17 protein-coding genes are annotated in these 17,614 nt (G+C 55.5%); 11 read left to right on the top strand and 6 right to left on the bottom strand.

Features of this window, described 5'->3' with window-relative positions; genetic code table 11:
• Window positions 1-105: 105 nt before the first annotated feature.
• On the bottom strand, window positions 106-723 hold the full coding sequence (locus tag ACEWL3_RS01885) for a TetR/AcrR family transcriptional regulator (RefSeq protein ID WP_114876946.1): 618 nt from the start codon (window positions 721-723) through the stop codon (window positions 106-108).
• 140 nt (window positions 724-863) lie between these two features.
• On the opposite strand from ACEWL3_RS01885, the gene mbfA reads away from it, so the two are divergent.
• From mbfA to zapE, 7 genes are all read left to right on the top strand, one after another.
• Window positions 864-1,838 (top strand): iron exporter MbfA, encoded by a 975-nt coding sequence (gene mbfA / locus ACEWL3_RS01880; protein ID WP_386177337.1) that lies wholly within the window; start codon window positions 864-866, stop codon window positions 1,836-1,838.
• Window positions 1,839-1,914: 76 nt separating this feature from the next.
• Complete coding sequence (locus ACEWL3_RS01875) at window positions 1,915-2,844, top strand: AEC family transporter (protein WP_386177336.1); 930 nt, start codon at window positions 1,915-1,917, stop codon at window positions 2,842-2,844.
• A gap of 71 nt (window positions 2,845-2,915) precedes the next feature.
• Complete coding sequence (gene fghA / locus ACEWL3_RS01870; protein WP_386177335.1) at window positions 2,916-3,749, top strand: S-formylglutathione hydrolase; 834 nt, start codon at window positions 2,916-2,918, stop codon at window positions 3,747-3,749.
• A gap of 71 nt (window positions 3,750-3,820) precedes the next feature.
• Window positions 3,821-4,291, top strand: a complete 471-nt coding sequence (locus ACEWL3_RS01865) for a YaiI/YqxD family protein (RefSeq protein ID WP_386177334.1) — start codon at window positions 3,821-3,823, stop codon at window positions 4,289-4,291.
• 49 nt (window positions 4,292-4,340) lie between these two features.
• Window positions 4,341-4,961, top strand: coding sequence for an HAD family hydrolase (locus tag ACEWL3_RS01860; protein WP_386177333.1), 621 nt, complete (start codon window positions 4,341-4,343; stop codon window positions 4,959-4,961).
• On the top strand, window positions 4,958-5,878 hold the full coding sequence (locus ACEWL3_RS01855; protein WP_386177332.1) for an ornithine cyclodeaminase family protein: 921 nt from the start codon (window positions 4,958-4,960) through the stop codon (window positions 5,876-5,878). Before ACEWL3_RS01860 ends, ACEWL3_RS01855 begins: the two co-directional genes overlap by 4 nt.
• Window positions 5,879-6,106: 228 nt before the next feature.
• Entirely contained in the window at window positions 6,107-7,165 is a 1,059-nt protein-coding gene (gene zapE / locus ACEWL3_RS01850) for a cell division protein ZapE (RefSeq protein WP_386177331.1), read from the top strand.
• A 9-nt stretch (window positions 7,166-7,174) separates the two neighbouring features.
• Here the strand turns inward: zapE and ACEWL3_RS01845 are convergent, their stop codons facing one another.
• From ACEWL3_RS01845 to ACEWL3_RS01825, 5 genes are all read right to left on the bottom strand, one after another.
• Complete coding sequence (locus tag ACEWL3_RS01845) at window positions 7,175-7,369, bottom strand: hypothetical protein (protein ID WP_386177330.1); 195 nt, start codon at window positions 7,367-7,369, stop codon at window positions 7,175-7,177.
• 113 nt (window positions 7,370-7,482) lie between these two features.
• Complete coding sequence (locus ACEWL3_RS01840; protein ID WP_386177329.1) at window positions 7,483-8,757, bottom strand: bifunctional folylpolyglutamate synthase/dihydrofolate synthase; 1,275 nt, start codon at window positions 8,755-8,757, stop codon at window positions 7,483-7,485.
• A complete protein-coding gene (gene accD / locus ACEWL3_RS01835; RefSeq protein WP_386177328.1) occupies window positions 8,754-9,707 on the bottom strand; it encodes an acetyl-CoA carboxylase, carboxyltransferase subunit beta in 954 nt (317 codons plus the stop codon). The genes ACEWL3_RS01840 and accD overlap by 4 nt, the downstream gene beginning before the upstream one ends.
• Window positions 9,708-9,766: 59 nt before the next feature.
• Window positions 9,767-10,666, bottom strand: a complete 900-nt coding sequence (locus ACEWL3_RS01830; protein ID WP_386177327.1) for a CPBP family intramembrane glutamic endopeptidase — start codon at window positions 10,664-10,666, stop codon at window positions 9,767-9,769.
• Window positions 10,663-13,770 carry an ABC transporter transmembrane domain-containing protein gene (locus tag ACEWL3_RS01825; RefSeq protein ID WP_386177326.1) on the bottom strand — a complete coding sequence of 1,036 codons (3,108 nt, stop codon included), beginning with the start codon at window positions 13,768-13,770 and terminating at the stop codon, window positions 10,663-10,665. The genes ACEWL3_RS01830 and ACEWL3_RS01825 overlap by 4 nt, the downstream gene beginning before the upstream one ends.
• A gap of 171 nt (window positions 13,771-13,941) precedes the next feature.
• Between ACEWL3_RS01825 and ilvD the strand changes: the two genes are divergently transcribed.
• From ilvD to ACEWL3_RS01805, 4 genes are all read left to right on the top strand, one after another.
• Complete coding sequence (gene ilvD / locus ACEWL3_RS01820) at window positions 13,942-15,708, top strand: dihydroxy-acid dehydratase (protein WP_386177325.1); 1,767 nt, start codon at window positions 13,942-13,944, stop codon at window positions 15,706-15,708.
• Window positions 15,689-16,282 carry a hypothetical protein gene (locus ACEWL3_RS01815; RefSeq protein ID WP_386177324.1) on the top strand — a complete coding sequence of 198 codons (594 nt, stop codon included), beginning with the start codon at window positions 15,689-15,691 and terminating at the stop codon, window positions 16,280-16,282. Before ilvD ends, ACEWL3_RS01815 begins: the two co-directional genes overlap by 20 nt.
• Before the next feature lie 117 nt (window positions 16,283-16,399).
• The gene (locus tag ACEWL3_RS01810; RefSeq protein ID WP_386177323.1) at window positions 16,400-17,173 is read left to right on the top strand and encodes a DUF6478 family protein; all 774 of its coding nucleotides are present in this window, start codon (window positions 16,400-16,402) and stop codon (window positions 17,171-17,173) included.
• A gap of 12 nt (window positions 17,174-17,185) precedes the next feature.
• On the top strand, window positions 17,186-17,557 hold the full coding sequence (locus tag ACEWL3_RS01805) for a hypothetical protein (protein WP_386177322.1): 372 nt from the start codon (window positions 17,186-17,188) through the stop codon (window positions 17,555-17,557).
• Window positions 17,558-17,614 lie beyond the last annotated feature (57 nt).

Raw genomic sequence — 17,614 nt, 5'->3', positions numbered from 1 at the left:
GCCCAAAGGGTTCTCCAACCTGCAGTTTTACTTGGGGCCGCTTACCATTGCATTATGCTGCATCCGGATCAATTCGCCGCCTTCATCACAGCAAATCCAGGCGGCTCACGCACCATACCTTGCCATAAAGGTTTCAACCGCACCGTTCACCACTCGCACCATTTCGCAGTGGGTCACCGACCTGCTGACCCCGAAAATGAGCCGAGGCCAGATATCTGCCTTGCAAAGCTCACCAAATTGATCGGCTGCCAAAATGGCATCGTCGATTTTCAATTCTCCGCGCGCCTGAGCCATGCCAAAATACTTTGCCATCTCGGCCCGCATCACCGCAGGCCCAGAATTGTAGAAGCGTTGACCAAGCTCCGGAAAGCGATCCGATTCAGCCACGCAGATGCGGAATACCTGCTGACCAAACGTCGATGTGATGAACCCCAGAAAATGCAGACCCGTTTGCATCAACACTTCACGAGGTGGACCATCCATATCAATGCTGTCCATCGCTTCGCGCGATTGACGTTGGCATTCGGCGTTGGCCACTTCCATGAACAGCAACCTTTTATCCGGAAAGTAGCTGTACAGGGTCGCTTTTGACACGGCCGCCACGCGCGCGATCTCGTCTACGCTTGCACCCTCAAACCCATCTGCCATGAAAACAGTCCGTGCGCCGGCAAGCACCTGATCAAATTTGCGGCCCTTGCGGATATGGTGGTCTATGGCTGTCATCACGACTCCGGCTGTTGGAAGGACACTTTATAAACCGAATCGTTTAGTTCCAAGGTCTATTTGACTTTACCTCAGGCAATCCCAGTTGTTGTTTCTGAGGTATTTGATTAGAATCATTCTAAGCAAGCAAAGGACATGTCATGGGTTTTTCTCGGAGCCGTAAGCGTTTCAAAGATTTATCAGAGCAAGAAGTGCTAGCCCTGGCGATCTCTTCTGAAGAAGACGACGCAAGCATTTACCGGGGCTACGCCGAAAGATTGCGTGGCGAATATCCTGATAGCTCTGCGGTTTTCGACGGCATGGCAGCCGAAGAAGATACCCATCGACAGCGCTTGATCAATCTGCACCAGAAACGGTTCGGTGATGTGATCCCATTGATCCGCCGCGAACATGTGTCAGGCTATTATGCGCGGCGTCCGGTTTGGTTGATTGAAAACTTGGGCCTCGACCGCATCCGAGCGGAGGCAACCGCGATGGAGCAAGATGCCGAGCGGTTTTATCTTGCCGCCGCAGCTCGGACAACTGACGCCGATACCCGTAAATTGCTGGGGGATCTGGCCGTCGCCGAGGCCGGGCATCAGATCGCCGCTGATGATCTGACGTCCAGACATCTGGACGACCATACGGTCAAAGACGAAGACGCCCGCGCGCATCGGCAATTCATTCTGACATGGGTGCAGCCCGGGTTGGCCGGATTGATGGATGGGTCCGTCTCAACGCTTGCACCGATCTTTGCCACGGCGTTTGCCACACAAGACACCTGGACAACATTCCTCGTTGGCCTGGCCGCATCGGTCGGTGCAGGCATTTCTATGGGATTTACCGAAGCGGCCTCGGACGATGGCGAACTGTCTGGCCGTGGATCGCCTTGGAAACGCGGCTTTGCGTCTGGCATCATGACGACAGTTGGGGGGTTGGGCCACGCCCTTCCATATCTGATCCCCGACTTCTGGACCGCCACGACGACAGCTTTTGTTGTGGTGTTCATTGAGCTTTGGGCCATCGCGTGGATACAAAACAAATATATGGACACCCCCTTTTTCCGCGCGGCTTTGCAAGTGGTGCTGGGTGGTGCACTGGTGTTTGCTGCTGGTGTCTTGATCGGGTCAGGCTAGCGGTACGCCATTTCGCGTCTGCTGGCCTCTACCAGTACCTTGCGCGCACCAGCTTTGCTGGGGTAGGTCTTTGTCCATGCTCGCGATCTTCCTGAAAACGCTACCCTTCTTTGCACTGATCGGGCTGGGCTATTGGGCCGGACGCACGCGGTTCTTCAGTGCCGAAGCAACGGCGTATCTGACAAAATTTGTGTTCTACTTTGCCCTGTCCGCAATGCTGTTTCGGTTTTCAGCAAATCTGTCATTGGCAGAGGTCTGGGACACGCGCCTTGTTGTGGCGTACCTGTGGGGCACCACATTTGTCTATGGCATCGCGACAATCGTTGGGTTCTTGCGGCGGCTGGACGTTCCGACGGTCGCGATAGAGGCGCAATGTGCGGCCATCGGCAATACTGGATTCCTGGGTGTTCCCATGCTGACCTTGTTGCTGGGGCCAGAAGCGATTGGCCCGGTTCTGTTAGCCCTTGCTGTCGATCTTGTGGTGTTTTCAAGTCTCATCGTGATCTTGATTACAGGCGCGCGCGACGGTCAGTTTAGCCTGAGAATGTTGCGCACGATCGGCCTCGGGCTTATCAAAAACCCGATGATCGTGGCCATCGTCCTTGGATTTGCATGGTCCGGCATGTCGATACCGATCCCGGCCCCAATGAATGATTTTCTGGCAATTCTCGGCGGGGCCGCAACGCCCGGCGCTCTTTTTGCCATTGGCGCGTCGCTGGCCACAAAATCCGCCGAACGGTTGTACATCGCGGGCTGGCTCAGCTTTTGTAAGCTGGTTCTGCATCCGTTGTTTGTCGGTTTTGCCGCACTTTTCGTGTTCGAGGTTGATCCTTTCAAGGCAGGCGTGATCATTTCGGCTGCTGCCCTGCCTGTCGCCGGCAATGTCTATATCCTCGCTCAGCATTACGGTGTCGCACCGCAACGGGTGTCCGCCGCAATTTTGGTGTCCACCGCGCTCAGCATCGTTACAGTCAGCTTAGTTGTTGCCTGGGTGACCGGAACCTGATCTTCACCCTTTTTCAAATACCGTCCGCCACCCGCCTCAAGCCAGAACAGATCGACATAAAGGACCAGCCCATGAAAACGCTCTCTGAAAATGCATGCTTTGGCGGAACCCAAGGTGTTTATTCACATGCCTCTGCTACCTGCAACTGCGAGATGACATTTGCCGTTTTCCTACCTGAAGAGGCCAAAGACGGGCCCGTTCCGGTGCTCTGGTATCTTTCTGGCCTGACGTGCACGCATGAAAACGCGATGACAAAGGCAGGTGCACAGGCTTGGGCGGCTGAACACGGAATTGCACTGGTCTTTCCAGACACATCACCGCGCGGCGAAGACGTTGCTGACGACGAGGCCTATGATCTGGGCAAAGGTGCCGGGTTTTACGTGAACGCAACCCAAGATCCCTGGGCACCACATTTTCAAATGCGGGATTACATTGCCGAAGAATTGCCAAGTCTGCTGGCCGGAAACTTCGCGGTTGATATAACAAGGCAGGCCATTACCGGCCATTCGATGGGTGGGCATGGCGCGCTGGTTTTGGCAATGACCCTGCCCGGGCGATTCCTGTCTGTCTCAGCCTTTGCGCCGATCGCAAACCCAAGCAAAAGCGATTGGGGTCGCAAGCAGCTCGGTGCATATGTCGGCAGCAATGAAAAAGACTGGGGCAAGAATGATGCGACAGTTCTGATGCAAGAAAAAGGGTTCGACGGACCCATCCTGATCGATCAGGGCGCGCAGGATCAATTTCTTGACCTGTTAAGGCCAGAAGCCTTGGCCGCCGCCATTGCCACGCGTCGTCAGCAGGCCATTTTTCGGATGCAACCGGGCTATGACCACAGCTATTTCTTTGTGTCCACCTTTATGGAAGATCACATCGCGTTCCATGCCGATGCGCTTTATGCAGGTTGAATTCAGCGGGGGACCGTGGGTTATTTCGTACGGAACACGGTCAAGAGACCCACAACCTAGAAGAAAGACAGATGACCGCACTGTATATTGATGCCGATGCCTGCCCGGTAAAGGGTGAAGCCGAGCGCGTGGCGACCCGCCATCAAATTCGAATGTTCGTGGTGTCCAACGGCGGTCTGCGGCCCTCGCAAAATCCGTATGTGGAGATGGTGATCGTACCCGATGGACCGGACGTCGCAGATATCTGGATTGCTGAGCGGTGCGGCCCCGGCGACGTGGTTGTGACGGGGGACATCCCGCTTGCCGCACGCTGTGTTGAGGCCGGCGCACGGGTGCTGAAACACAATGGTGAGGCGCTGACGGAGGCAAATATTGGCAATGTGCTGGCAACACGTGATCTGATGACCGATCTGCGTGCCGCTGATCCGTTTCGCCAGGGAGGGGGTAAGGGATTTACCAAGACCGACCGCTCGCGCTTTCTAGAAGCATTGGAGCGTGAATTACGCGCTGCCGCGCGTGTAAGCATTTCCCCCAAAAGTTAATCGCACCGGTCCTCTGAAAGATTTCCGCTGCAACACAAAAGGATAGAACATGGTGCCTCAAGCTGTCGTTTTCGACATCGGTAACGTCCTGATCGAATGGCAACCGGAGCGTTTCTATGACAAGGCCATTGGCCCGGAAAAACGCCACGCAATGTTCGCCGCAGTTGATCTGCACGCAATGAACGACCGCGTTGATTTGGGCGAGAATATTCGCGAAGTTGTCTATGAAGCTGCAGAGCAATACCCGGAATGGCGCGCCGAAATCCGGATGTGGCACGATTGCTGGGCCGACATGGCCACCCCGGCCATTGATCATTCCGTGCGCTTGATGAAAGCGCTTCAGGCGCGCGGAGTGCCGGTTTTTTCGCTGACCAATTTTGGCATCGAAACCTATGATCTCGCGGCCACGCACTATCCCTTTCTGCGCGATTTTGACCGTGACTTCATCTCAGGACACATGCGTATGATCAAACCCAACCCTCTTATATACAAGACTTTGGAAGAGAGCAGCGGCATTGCACCCGAGGCCCTGCTTTTCACCGATGACCGGGCCGACAACATTGCTGGGGCAGCGGCACGTGGCTGGCAAACTCATTTGTTTGATGGGCCTGCGGGATGGGCGAACAGGTTGGTCGACGCGGGCCTGCTGACCCAGGAGCAGGCGACATGAGCGATATCCCCTTCATCCCCTTTGAAGCTGGCGAAGCGGTGCTGGACTGGATCGGCCTGACCGATGCGCTGGCAGCGGGTCACGCCCTGCCCCGTGCTGAAATTGGCGATACCTTTTTGTACCGCGGCAAGGATACATTGCTGAGCCGGGCAGCGTGGATTGATGGCTTAGGCATCGCCGTGAAATCAGCCACCATTTTTCCCGACAATCCCGCCCATGGCACACCGATGATCAATGGCGGTCTGAACCTATATGCAGATGCTGATGGCACGCTGGAGGCGATTGTCGATTTTCACCTTGTGACCAAATGGAAAACTGCCGGTGACAGCCTGCTTGCGGCCCGCCGCCTTGCACGGCCAGACAGCCGGGAAATCCTGATCGTTGGCGCTGGCAACCAAGGGCGTGCATTGCATGCGGCCTATTCAGCCGCGTTTCCGGCTGCCAATTTCACCGTCTGGAACCGCACCCGCACCAATGCCGATGTGATGGCCGCCGAATTGCCGGGTCTGCGTGTAGCCGATGACCTTGAGGCCGCCGTTCGGTCCGCGGACGTGATTACCAGCGCCACCATGTCAACCGAACCACTCATCAAGGGTGCGTGGCTAAAGCCGGGTCAGCACCTTGATCTAATCGGTGCGTACCGCCCCGACATGCGCGAGGTGGACAACGAAGCGCTGTTGCGAGCCCGCGTGTTTGTGGACAGTTATGACACGACAATTGGCCATATCGGGGAGATTAAGATTCCCATTGAGGCTGGTGTCATCACCAAAGACACGCTGGTTGCGGATTACTATGCTCTTGATCAGTTCAAGCGCAATTCACACGACGAGATCACCCTCTTTAAAAATGGAGGTGGCGCACATCTGGATCTGATGACAAGCCGCTACATCCTTAACCGTTGGAAAGGGCTCGGATGATCGGGGCGCTGCCGCAACTCAGAACGAAGGAGCGATTGCGTAAAGTTGGATTTCGACCGGCAGGGCATGGTGGTGCCGCGTTCGTAACCGCTTGCGTTCAAACAAACTTCTTAGTGATCGAATTATGTCGCTGTTCCATTCACCGCCTATGCCGGTCAGATCATATAAATCGATAGCCAAGCGCAGCCTTGGCTTTTCAACTGGGCATCTGCACGCTAAGCCAGTGGTATGACCAGCCTTCGTGAAACCTATGATCGCCTGATTGACGAGGGCAAACTGCAATCTGATCCAGCGCAGGAAGCGTTGATACCAGAGTTCGATCGCATTCGCGATGCCTTGTCGCAACCAATTAAAAAGGGCCTGTTTCGCAAAGCGCCGGAGCCGCCCAAAGGGCTGTACCTATGGGGCGGTGTGGGCCGTGGTAAATCCATGTTGATGGATTTGTTTGTTGAACACTTGCCCGACATTCCATCGCGCCGCGTGCATTTTCATGCTTTCATGCAGGAAATTCATGCCCGGATGCACGAAGCACGCAAAACTGGTGTCGACGACGCTATTGCCCCCGTCGCGGCAGATGTTGCGGCATCGGTGAGGCTACTGGCATTCGACGAGATGCAAATCAGTGATATCACCGATGCAATGATTGTGGGTCGGTTGTTTCAGGCCTTGTTCGCTGCGGGCGTCGTTGTGGTGACGACCTCAAACCGATTGCCGGATGAGCTTTATAAACATGGTTTGAACAGAAGCCTTTTCATTCCGTTTATCGAGATGATCAAAGAAAAAATGGTTGTGCGGGAAATGGTCAGCCCAACCGATTACCGTCAGAACCGTCTGTCAGGGACCCAAGTGTATTTTACCCCGGTCAACGCCGACAGTCGTGCCGCGATGAATGCGGTTTGGGACGATTTGGCCGGCGGCCCCGGCACACAGCTAACGCTGCGCGTCAAAGGCCGCGACGTGGTGATCCCGGCGTTTCACAATGGGATGGCGCGCGCGCAATTTCATGATCTGTGTGGTACTCCCCTTGGCCCGGCCGATTATCTTGCTCTGGCTGAGGCTGTTCGGGTTCTGCTGCTTGACGATATTCCCACGCTCAGCCGATCAAATTTCAATGAAGCGAAGAGATTTGTGACTTTGATCGACGCGCTTTATGAGGCGCGCGTGCGTCTCATTTGCTCGGCAGCCGCAAAACCCGAAATGCTGTACATCGAAGGCGAAGGCACTTTTGAATTTGAACGCACCGCGTCGCGGCTGCGTGAAATGCAGGCGGATGGCTGGGGCGACTAGACGTTCCTCTCAGGAATCGGCGGTGTCGCTGACTTGCGTTTCGGTCACGGGGATGTCTGGATGATAGGGGCCGTCAACATCGTAAAGCAGCCACAAACCACCTACAATGATGGCAAAGCCAACGCCAATAAATATCACTTGAGAACGGTTTGAAACATCCGCTTTTGAGGGCGGCAGAATTGCAGTCTGGTCCTTTCGTTCCATGGCGCTCACCTTTGGTCTTTTGAATTATTGCATGCGCGTGTCACGCCTGAATAGACCTATACTATACACCAAATATGGACGATTGATCAGCTCCCCACACAAAATACTGCGGGTTAGCTGTTTTCTCGCAACACGCCGCCCGCCAGATAAAGTGAGCCACAGATCAGCACCCGGGCGGTCGGATCGCTTGCCACAATGTCACGCAGGGCTTGTGCCACGCTTGGCGCTTCAAAGGCATCCATCCCCACTTTGCGTGCGGCGGCCGCAGTATCAGCGGCAGGCAGCGTCGCGGTTTCCCCCGGTATGGAAACCGCATGCAGGGTGGTGGCATGGGCCGCCAAAGGGCGCAGATATCCACCAATGTCCTTGGTATTCAACATGCCGCAAATCAAATGCGTGGGACGTTTGGGGCCCTGTGCAAGCACCGCTGCGATTGCATCGCCTGCTGCGGGGTTGTGACCACCATCAAGCCATAGTTCTGCCTGGCCTGCGATATCGGCAAGCGGTCCTGCTTTCAAACGCTGCATGCGCGCGGGCCAGTAGGCCTGGGTCACAGCCGCCTCGCAAGCAGCGTCATCTGCGCCCAGATGGCGCAGGGCGGCCAGCGCTGCCCCTGCATTCATAATCTGATGATCACCGGGCAAATTGGGACGTGGCAAATCAAGCAAGCCCCGCTCATCCTGATAGATCATGCGCCCGGCTTCGGCACCTGCATGCCAATGCTGGCCATATGCCAAAAGAGGCGCGGCTTGGCGGGCCGCGACCGCCTCAATCACATCCAAACCTGCGTCATCCTGCGGTCCAACGACACACGGCACATGGCGCTTGATGATCCCTGCCTTTTCACCTGCAATCTCGGCCAGAGTGTCACCCAGATATTGCTGATGATCGACCGACACAGGCGTGATGATTGTGAGCAACGGTGTCTCGACGACGTTGGTCGCATCAAGCCGTCCACCCAGCCCCACCTCAAGCAAGGTATAATCCGCACGGGTGCGCGCAAACGCCAGCAGGGCCGCGCAGGTGGTGATCTCAAAATAGGTGATGCTCTCGCCGCCGTTGGCCGCATAGCATTCATCCAGAGCTTTTGTGAGGTCATCCTCGTCAATCAACGATCCGGCAACACGAATACGTTCATGAAACCGGGCCAGATGCGGAGAGGTATAGGCGTGCACCGACTTGCCCATCGCCTCCAATCCCGCGCGTATCATGGCCTGTGTTGAACCTTTGCCATTCGTGCCTGCAATATGGATCACAGGCGGCAGATCATTTTGCGGATTGCCCAATTCGCTGAGCAACCGGTGCATACGGTCCAGTGTCAGATCAATGATCTTGGGGTGCAGCGCCATCATCCGGGCCAGGATGACGTCCGAAGTTGGGGCGTTCATTTCTTGGCATCTGCCTTGGCTTGCGCCTCTTCGACATCGCTCAGTGCATGATCCAATTCGCCACCCTCGCGTGGCGGTGGCAAATCGCCGCGCACGGCAGGCGGCATGCCAAGCAACATTCGGGTGATATTGATCAATTCGTCGCGCAGTTGCGTGCGCGGGGTCACGCGGTCCAACATACCATGATCCAACAGGTATTCTGCGCGCTGGAACCCGTCGGGCAGCTTTTCGCGGATGGTTTGTTCAATCACGCGCGGCCCGGCAAAACAAATCAACGCGTTAGGTTCAGCAATGTGAACATCACCCAGCATCGCATAGCTTGCCGTGACGCCACCGGTCGTCGGGTGGGTCAAGACAACGATATAGGGCAATCCGGCCTCTTTGAGCATCTGGACCGCCACTGTCGTGCGCGGCATTTGCATCAGTGACAAAATCCCTTCCTGCATCCGCGCGCCCCCTGCGGCTGAGAACAGAATCAGCGGGCGTTTGAGCTTCACTGCCTCTTCGGCAGCGGCAATAATTGCGTTGCCTACATACATGCCCATTGATCCGGCCATGAATGAAAAATCCTGTCCTGCCGCGACAATCGGTGTGCGGCCCATCTCGCCCGTGGCCACCAACATCGCTTCGGCCTCTGCCGTTTGTTTCTGCGCGGCTTTCAGGCGGTCGGGATATTTCTTTTGGTCCCGGAAATGCAAAGGGTCCGGTGTGGGGGCCGGTACTTTAACCTCTGTAAACACACCGCCGTCGAACAATGTCTGAAACCGCTCACGCGGGGTGATCGGCATGTGGTGGCCGCAGTTGGTACAGACGTTCAGGTTATCGGAAACCTCACGATGAAACAGCATGGTGCCGCAATCATCACATTTGGTCCAAAGATTGTCCGGCGTTTCGCGGCGCGAAAAGATCGAGTTGATCCGTGGCCGGACGTAATTGGTAATCCAGTTCATGTGCAGCCCCTGTTGGCATCAGTTGCATCTGAAATAAGCTGCCGGCCCGTGAATTGCAATCAGCGGCGTAGGGCCAGCCGCGCCGCCAGCCATGATACGAACATCAAGACGAAATCAACCGGCAGCCAGGCGCGTATTTCTGCGGTATCGCCCAGACCGAAGGGTGCCAGATACAGCGCCAGGCCAGAAAGGTCATCGGGCAGCGATACAATCAGAACTGCCGATACGTTATTCCACAAGTGCAGCGCGATCGCGGGGCCAAGTGTGCCCGCGCGGGCCGTGAGATCGGCCATCATGATCCCAAATAAACCCGCCCAAACCGCAATAAAAAGCGCATTTTCACCCGCAGTGTCGGGCAAGTAGTGCCCAAGTGCAAACAGGACTGAGGGCAAGATCATCCAAACCAGCGGCGACCTGAAACGGGCGGCCAGCTGTTGTTGTACATAGCCTCGAAAAACGATCTCTTCTGCGCTGACCTGCACCAAGACAGCCACCAACGAAATTGGCAACAGAATGACCCAGCGGCTGGCTGACATGTTCGCGACGAAATCGCCGCCCATGTCCCAAGGGGGCAACAAAAACACCACAATCATCAGGCCCAACATGGCTGCGGACACCGCCCCGAACTGTGCCAACGCAAGGCGCAGGTCACCCAGCAGCCCCAATGCCGATCTGCGGTGCACAATGCGTACGGTGACACCAACCGCCATCGTCATGAATGCAAAGCTAAAAAGCAACAGGTACATCGCCTGTGGTGTACTGCCTTTCAACAAGTTCTCATAAAGCGCGCTGCTTTGCGCGCCCAGAAACGAATACACGACCTGAAAGAACATCTGACTAAGGGCAACATACCCCAGTGCCGCCAGGGTAAAGCCCAACACAAGCCGCCACAACGCAGCGCTTTCACGCGCTGGCGCAATAAACTGCTCATGCGCGGCATAGTTCAATCGCCAGATCACTTGTTTTCCTCTGCCTCGATCAGCGGGGGCAACCCTGGCCCAAATTCGCGCGGAACTTCAATTTGTGATGCGCGTAACAATTCTGCGGCACCTGTCAAATGCCCTGCAACCGTTTGGAGCAAGCGAAGCAATACGGTCTTATCATTTTCAACGACAGCCAGAAATTCTTCTGCGCCGATGCGTAAGAACTTGGTGGGCTCAGTCGCTGTCAGATTTAATTGCCGCGGTTCATTGAGGATAATTGCCAGATCGCCGATCAATCGTCCCGGCTCAACCTGCGAGACATGGTGCAAGATGCCATATTCATCCAACCAACCCAAATCGGCACGGCCCGACAGACACAGATAAGCGGCATCAGGGCGTTCGCCCATCGAGAAGACACGTTGTCCTGCGTCAACATCGTACCATTGGGCGGCAAACGCCAGAAGACGCTGGCTTCGGGCATCCAGACTGCCAAAAAGATCATTGCGCGAAATGATCTGTAGTTTGCGCCGCAGATCGTCGGAAGTGCCTTCATCGTCATCACTTGCTTCCTGTTCGACGAGCCCATCAATGCGACCATGTCGGATGACCATGTGAAGGTCGAAGTCTTCCGGGGCAGCGAATTTACTGCCTAGGTATATCTGGGTGCTTTCGGGCAAAAGGGCGCTCAGCTTGTTTCGGATATCCGATTGTGATTTGGCGTCCTGACCGGCGAGAAGTTGGTTAAAGACCAACACATCGGGGCGCTTGATCGCAGCGCGCCCAAAGGCAACACGCTCCTGAAAAATCGCGGGCAAATTTGCGCCACCTATTGTCGTGCCAACATCAAAAAGAATCGCTGAAACCATTTGCTGCAATCCGTTTTCTTCCAGCACCTCGGCCACGACATCCTGCACCAGATCACCCTGCAAACCAGCGACCGAAGACAATCGGCCATACAGCATGTTTTCAAGGATCGTCAGCCGCGGCAGGTAGTTCTCCGGTGCCACCGGTACAAACAAAGCATTGGCTTTTTTCCGCAGCATTTCACCGTCGGTTTTGCGAATGTGGAGGATTTCTTTTTTGAAGCTTTCCGGAAAGGCCGGACCAATCTGTTCTGCCGTAAAGGCAAATGGAACAGTCAGGAGAAGTGCAAATTCGTCTGGCGTCAACGCCTTGTCGCCCATCTCGCGGCGGCGGCCGGCGATATCAACAAGCTGTTCGTAAAGCGCCTCTTCAATACCGAGTGCCGTGAACAATGGGTGCCCGGTTCCATCCATGCCAAAGGTTTGGTGCAGACCTTCGACCAAAGTTTGTGAAATTGCGATGGCCTGTTCTGCAAGACCCTGATCAATGATCATCGCCAGAAACGATTTTTCAGCAACAAGGCTTTGGGGGCTGATGTTGCGTGCCGGGCTCGCAAACATAAGGTTGCCCCCTAACGGCACTGACGGATTGAACTTGTCAGGATCGAACCGGTTGACAACTTTGTCCAAGCCTTTGGCCTTTAACCTTTTGTGCACTTCATCGCGCAACGACACGATGCGCCGGGCAAGTTCTGTATGCTTTGTCGCATCCATGCGAGAATTCAGCATACGTTCGAACAAGACCTCGGCTGTTCCCAATGCCTGCGTGATTTGGAACCACCATTTGAGGATGTCTTCGTCGGTGTTTAGACCTGCAAGCCCCGGATCAAGCCAATCGGCGCGCAGGCTATCACGGCTGTTGCCGGCACGTATTGCTTCGATGGTTTCACGGTCACTGCTTTTTGGGTCCCACAAAACCGTTTTCGGGCTGGTGCGCAGTGGCATCAACATATTGTCACCGACCGTCCCCTGAAAAAGATAGGGCGATGAACTGGCGTACCCGATGCGCGCCGCAACCACTGATTGATGGAGGCGTGACAGGTCAAACTCACCAACTTTGACTTTCCCGCGCGTTGGAATAATTTCGCGGGTCAGAATCTCTGCCAACGCGGTTCTCTCAGACTGAGCCGGCACTTCGATCGCCACGCGGCTGCCTGCCGGAATATGCATTGTCAGGTCGTCCAAAAGGGTATTGCCGCTGGCATTGCGCACAGAGACGTTTGTCAGATTGATGTCACCGCGCAAGTGGGGAATTTGATCTGGCTCACCCTCAAACAATGCCTCGTCTATCATGCCTTTGGGGGCGAACCGTTCGATCACGATTTCCCAGCGCAGCGACATATCCTGTGTCTGATTGTAAAAGGTCAGCAGTTCTTTCCAGGGGTTGCTGAGGTCTTTGTAGGCCGCAAGCGCTGCGACAAGTGCACCAACCGTTATATCACCATTGATCGCCAGATAACCGCCAACCGCATAGAAAAAAAACGGGGTGAGCTGCGTGATGAAGTTGTTGAGAAACTTCATAAAGAACTTCTTTTGATAGATCCGAAACCGGATTTCAAAGAGCCGTCCCAAGATGGCAGTAAACGTCGCCAATCGGAATCGCCAGCCTCCGTTGGTCCGTAAATCAGTGATGCCCGCCGCCGTCTCGCCGATCTCGGCAGACAAATGGCGCACTTCTTTGATACGCTCCTTGTTCAACAGATTTATCTGACGTTGCAGCAAAGGGATCAGCCATGCCTGCAACGGGATCAGTGCCACACCAGCAAGGCCGAACCAGAGCGATTGGATAAAAAGGAACAACAATATAATGAGCATTTGACCGGCCTGAAACACGGGTTGCGCCACGGCTTCGCCCATCAGCCCGCCCATGGGCTCGGCTTCGGATGTCACCATGCTCACCAATTCACCCTGACTGGTTTCCTGGAAATAACTATTCGGAAAGCGCATCATTCGCGCGATCAACTGATACCGGAAACGACGCAACAGACGTTCCGCCACGACACCCTTCATGGTGTTCAGACGCATTTTCATCAGGCCATGCACCAGAACGGATGCCAGATAAGCAAGACACAGCGCCATCAGGAACTGCACCTGAGTGACCTCAAAGCCAAACACATCAACGAAACTGGTGGTTGATCCGATCGCGTCGTTGATAATGCGTTTGGGCAGTTCAAGCGTCACATAAAGAAATGGAAAGGTGACGATTGTGAACAGCAATAATGCCAGCTGATCGCGACGGGAATATTTCCAGATAAAGGAAAATATGCTGGGTTCCATCCGCCGCTCTTTCTTTGGGAGGGGCCGCAAAAGGCACCGAATACGCTTGTGCAAAGGTAAGCGTTGCGGTTGGCCAATACAACATCCCGCACAGGCTGTTGTGTCTTGCGGCCTTGCAGCACCGGGCGCAGCCGACTATTCCAGTGAAAATGCTTAACGGAGAGCCTGTCGATGTCCACCAATCAACGCTTTGATAAATCCAAATTACCCAGCCGCCATGTCACCGAAGGCCCTGCGCGTGCGCCGCATCGTTCATATTACTACGCGATGGGCATGACCGATGAAGAAATTCATCAGCCCTTGGTGGGTGTCGCGACCTGCTGGAACGAAGCGGCGCCTTGTAACATTGCGCTCAATCGTCAGGCGCAGGCTGTCAAGATCGGTGTCAAACAAGAACAAGGCACGCCGCGCGAATTTACCACCATCACCGTCACGGATGGCATCGCAATGGGTCACGAGGGCATGCGGTCTTCGCTGGCAAGCCGCGAGGCGATTGCCGATACAGTTGAGTTGACGATGCGCGGTCATTGCTATGACGCGATTGTGGGCCTTGCAGGGTGTGACAAATCCTTGCCCGGCATGATGATGGCAATGATCAGGCTGAATGTGCCGTCGGTATTCATGTATGGCGGATCGATTCTGCCGGGTCGGGCCCCTGAAGGGGCCGATGTCCCGGCCGCTTTTGCAGATCGGGACCTGACGGTACAGGATATGTTCGAAGCCGTTGGCAACTGGCAAAGCGGCACCATGTCCGAAGCTGAACTTGAAATTCTTGAACGGGTGGCCTGTCCGTCTGCGGGCGCGTGTGGGGGTCAGTTCACGGCCAATACGATGGCCTGCGTATCCGAAGCAATTGGCCTTGCCCTGCCCAACTCGTCCGGCGCACCTGCTCCGTATAAATCACGCGATGAATATGCCGTGGCCTCCGGTGCGGCAGTGATGAGCCTGATCGAGAAAAATATCCGCGCCCGCGATATCTGTACCCGCGAAGCGTTCGAAAACGCGGCGCGCATCGTTGCCTGCACGGGTGGCTCGACCAACGCGGGTCTGCATTTGCCTGCGATGGCACATGAGGCAGGCATTGAATTCTTTCTCGAAGATGTCTGCGAGATCTTCCGCGACACGCCATATTTCGTCGACATGAAACCGGGCGGTGCTTATGTGGCCAAGGACCTTTATGAGGCGGGCGGCGTGCCCGTGGTGATGAAGGAATTGCGCAAAGCAGGGTTGATCCATGCCGATTGCATGACCGTAACGGGCTATTCGATGGGTGAAGAACTTGACCGGATTGAGCGTGAAGCGGATGGCAAGGTCATCCACTCCGTTGTGAACCCAATCAGCAAGACAGGCGGCGTTGTGGGGCTTAAGGGCAACCTCGCGCCTGAAGGCGCAATTGTGAAGATCGCCGGTATGTCAGAGGACGACATCGTGTTCACCGGTCCTGCGCTGGTATTTGAATGCGAACAGGATGCTTTCGAAGCGGTGCAAAACCGGACCTACAAAGAAGGTGACGTGTTTGTCATCCGCAACGAAGGCCCCGCCGGCGGTCCGGGCATGCGCGAAATGCTGGCGACCACGGCGGCGCTTTCTGGTCAGGGCATGGGCAAGAAAGTTGCACTGATCACCGATGGTCGTTTTTCCGGCGCGACGCGCGGGTTCTGTGTGGGCCATGTTGGGCCAGAAGCGGCACTTGGCGGGCCAATCGGATTGCTGGAAAACGGAGATATGATCACGCTGAATGCCATCGAAGGGTCAATCTCTGTCGATTTGAGCGATGACGAACTGGCCAAACGCAAGGCCAACTGGAAAGGGGCACGCCCCACCAATTATGCCAGTGGAGCCTTGTGGAAATACGCGCAACTTGTTGGGCCAACTTATCTGGGTGCGGTCACACATCCCGGTGCCAAGGCGGAAACCCATGACTACATGGACCTGTAAAGGTCCCATTGCGGCTCTTGCGCTGTTCGCCCTGACCGCCTGCGAAGACGGTCAGGGTGCAGCGCTGTTTGAAGGGCTATCGGTGCCTCCGGCCAACGGTCGAACTACCAAGCCATTCTTACAGGCAAAGCTGTCACAGGGTGCCGTCATACTGGTCGCGCCACCGGGGTTTTGTATTGACAGAAAAAGTGTGCAGAAAAGATTTGCGCTGATGGCCCGGTGCGACATTCTGGGTGCGCCGCAGGCCGCTGGCGACGCGCCTCTGGCATTCATCACGGTCAGCGTCCAACCCGCCAGCACCGACGCCTCACTGCCAGCTGTTGAGCATTTGGCAGCGGCCAGCGCATTGAGCGGTATATCAGATCCTCAGATCAGAGACGGACAGCTTACCTTTCGTGCCAAGGGGGCCGCACCGATAGACGGGGTGAGCAATACCCACTGGCGCGGTACGACACGTATCGGCACGCAAATTGTCGGCGTGGCGCTTTATGGACCTGAAAAGGGGCGCGCTATAACCGGAGAGGGACGCAGCATCGTTTCCGCAGTGTTGTCACGCAGTCAAAGTGGATCGTGACGCTAACTGTTTCCATCAAAGCAACATAGTAGGATTTCGCCCAAGTATTGTTGCCAATTTATTTGAATGAAACCTTTAGGCTAGATAGAGTGTCAAAAAGTCAGAGGCAGTCCATACATGTCCAAGCTCGGTTTTCGGTTTCTGGATGGCAAGATATATGCGCGCAACATCCAACGTTGGGCGCGTGCGGCCCGTATGGCGGCAACGACCGACCTGTCTTTGCTGCGCCGCCAGCGCAGCCGTGCGAGATTGCTAAAAATGCATCTGGACCGGCTTATTCACACAGCGGATGAACGGTTGGCTTTGCCCAAAGTCGGCTCCACCAGTTTTCCCAAACCCCACAATGCGGACTGGTCGTGGCGGCCGGAACTTTGGCGCGGATCGCTGCCGACGCCTGGGCTGTCGTCAGTTCAGACGAAATCCATGCTGGGCGATGAAGTCACTCTATTTCATGATTGCAAATTTTCGGAACTGACCTTGCGCCAATTGCGCAATCTTCGAGAAGAAGACCTCGCACCTTACGGGTTAAGGCTGGATGTTTTCAAATTCGACGGATCTTTTTTGTCGCTGGTCGTGGACCTACCGGATGCCGGGGTGAAAGGGCTCAAGCGCAGCCATCTGGTGCGGATGGATGCAATCGTCGAGATGGAAAAGCCGCTTGAGATTTTTGCGCGCCTGAACATCCGGCACGGCCCCAATACCGAACAGATCGTGCGTGAGTTGCCCCTGAGCGAAGAGAATATTCGCGTTGAGTTTGATCTGGCTTATTCCAACATGAACGAAAAACGGGTCGAGCGGGCGTGGATTGATTTGATATTTGAAGGGCCGCAAATGAATCAGGTGATCCTGCGCGACCTGACCTTTTCGCGCCGCCCGCGCGCCCACCTTTGAGGAGCCATGCGCATGACTGCAGTTCAACTAACAAAGACCAAGATGCAGCAAGGCGTTTGGCAGGGGATCATCACCCAGAATGGCACAGACACCCCACAGATTGATGTATCACATCAAAAAAATTCCATAGCAGACGTGAGCATAACCCATGATAGCGCCGCCAATCACTGGGTTTTGTCGGTTCCCATCCCGAAAGAGGCAATCGCGGATGGCGTTCAAACGCTGATTATCCGGGACACCGCCGCTGACGAAAACATTGGTCATATCACGCTGCTGGCAGGTGAAGTGCTGGGGGATGACATCCGTGCTGAAATCGATCTTTTGCGGGCAGAACTGGATATGCTGAAACGTGCATTTCGGCGCCATTGCCTTGAAACGATGTGATGTTCGCCGGATGGGTGCGCCGTGGTCACGGCGCTTTGTCCTTCGGACTTCAGGAAC

It is taken from the genome of Sulfitobacter sediminivivens, from assembly GCF_042611115.2.
GTDB lineage: Bacteria > Pseudomonadota > Alphaproteobacteria > Rhodobacterales > Rhodobacteraceae > Sulfitobacter > Sulfitobacter sediminivivens.
Note: the sequence above shows the minus strand (reverse complement) of the source record. Positions and strands in the feature narration are given on the sequence as shown.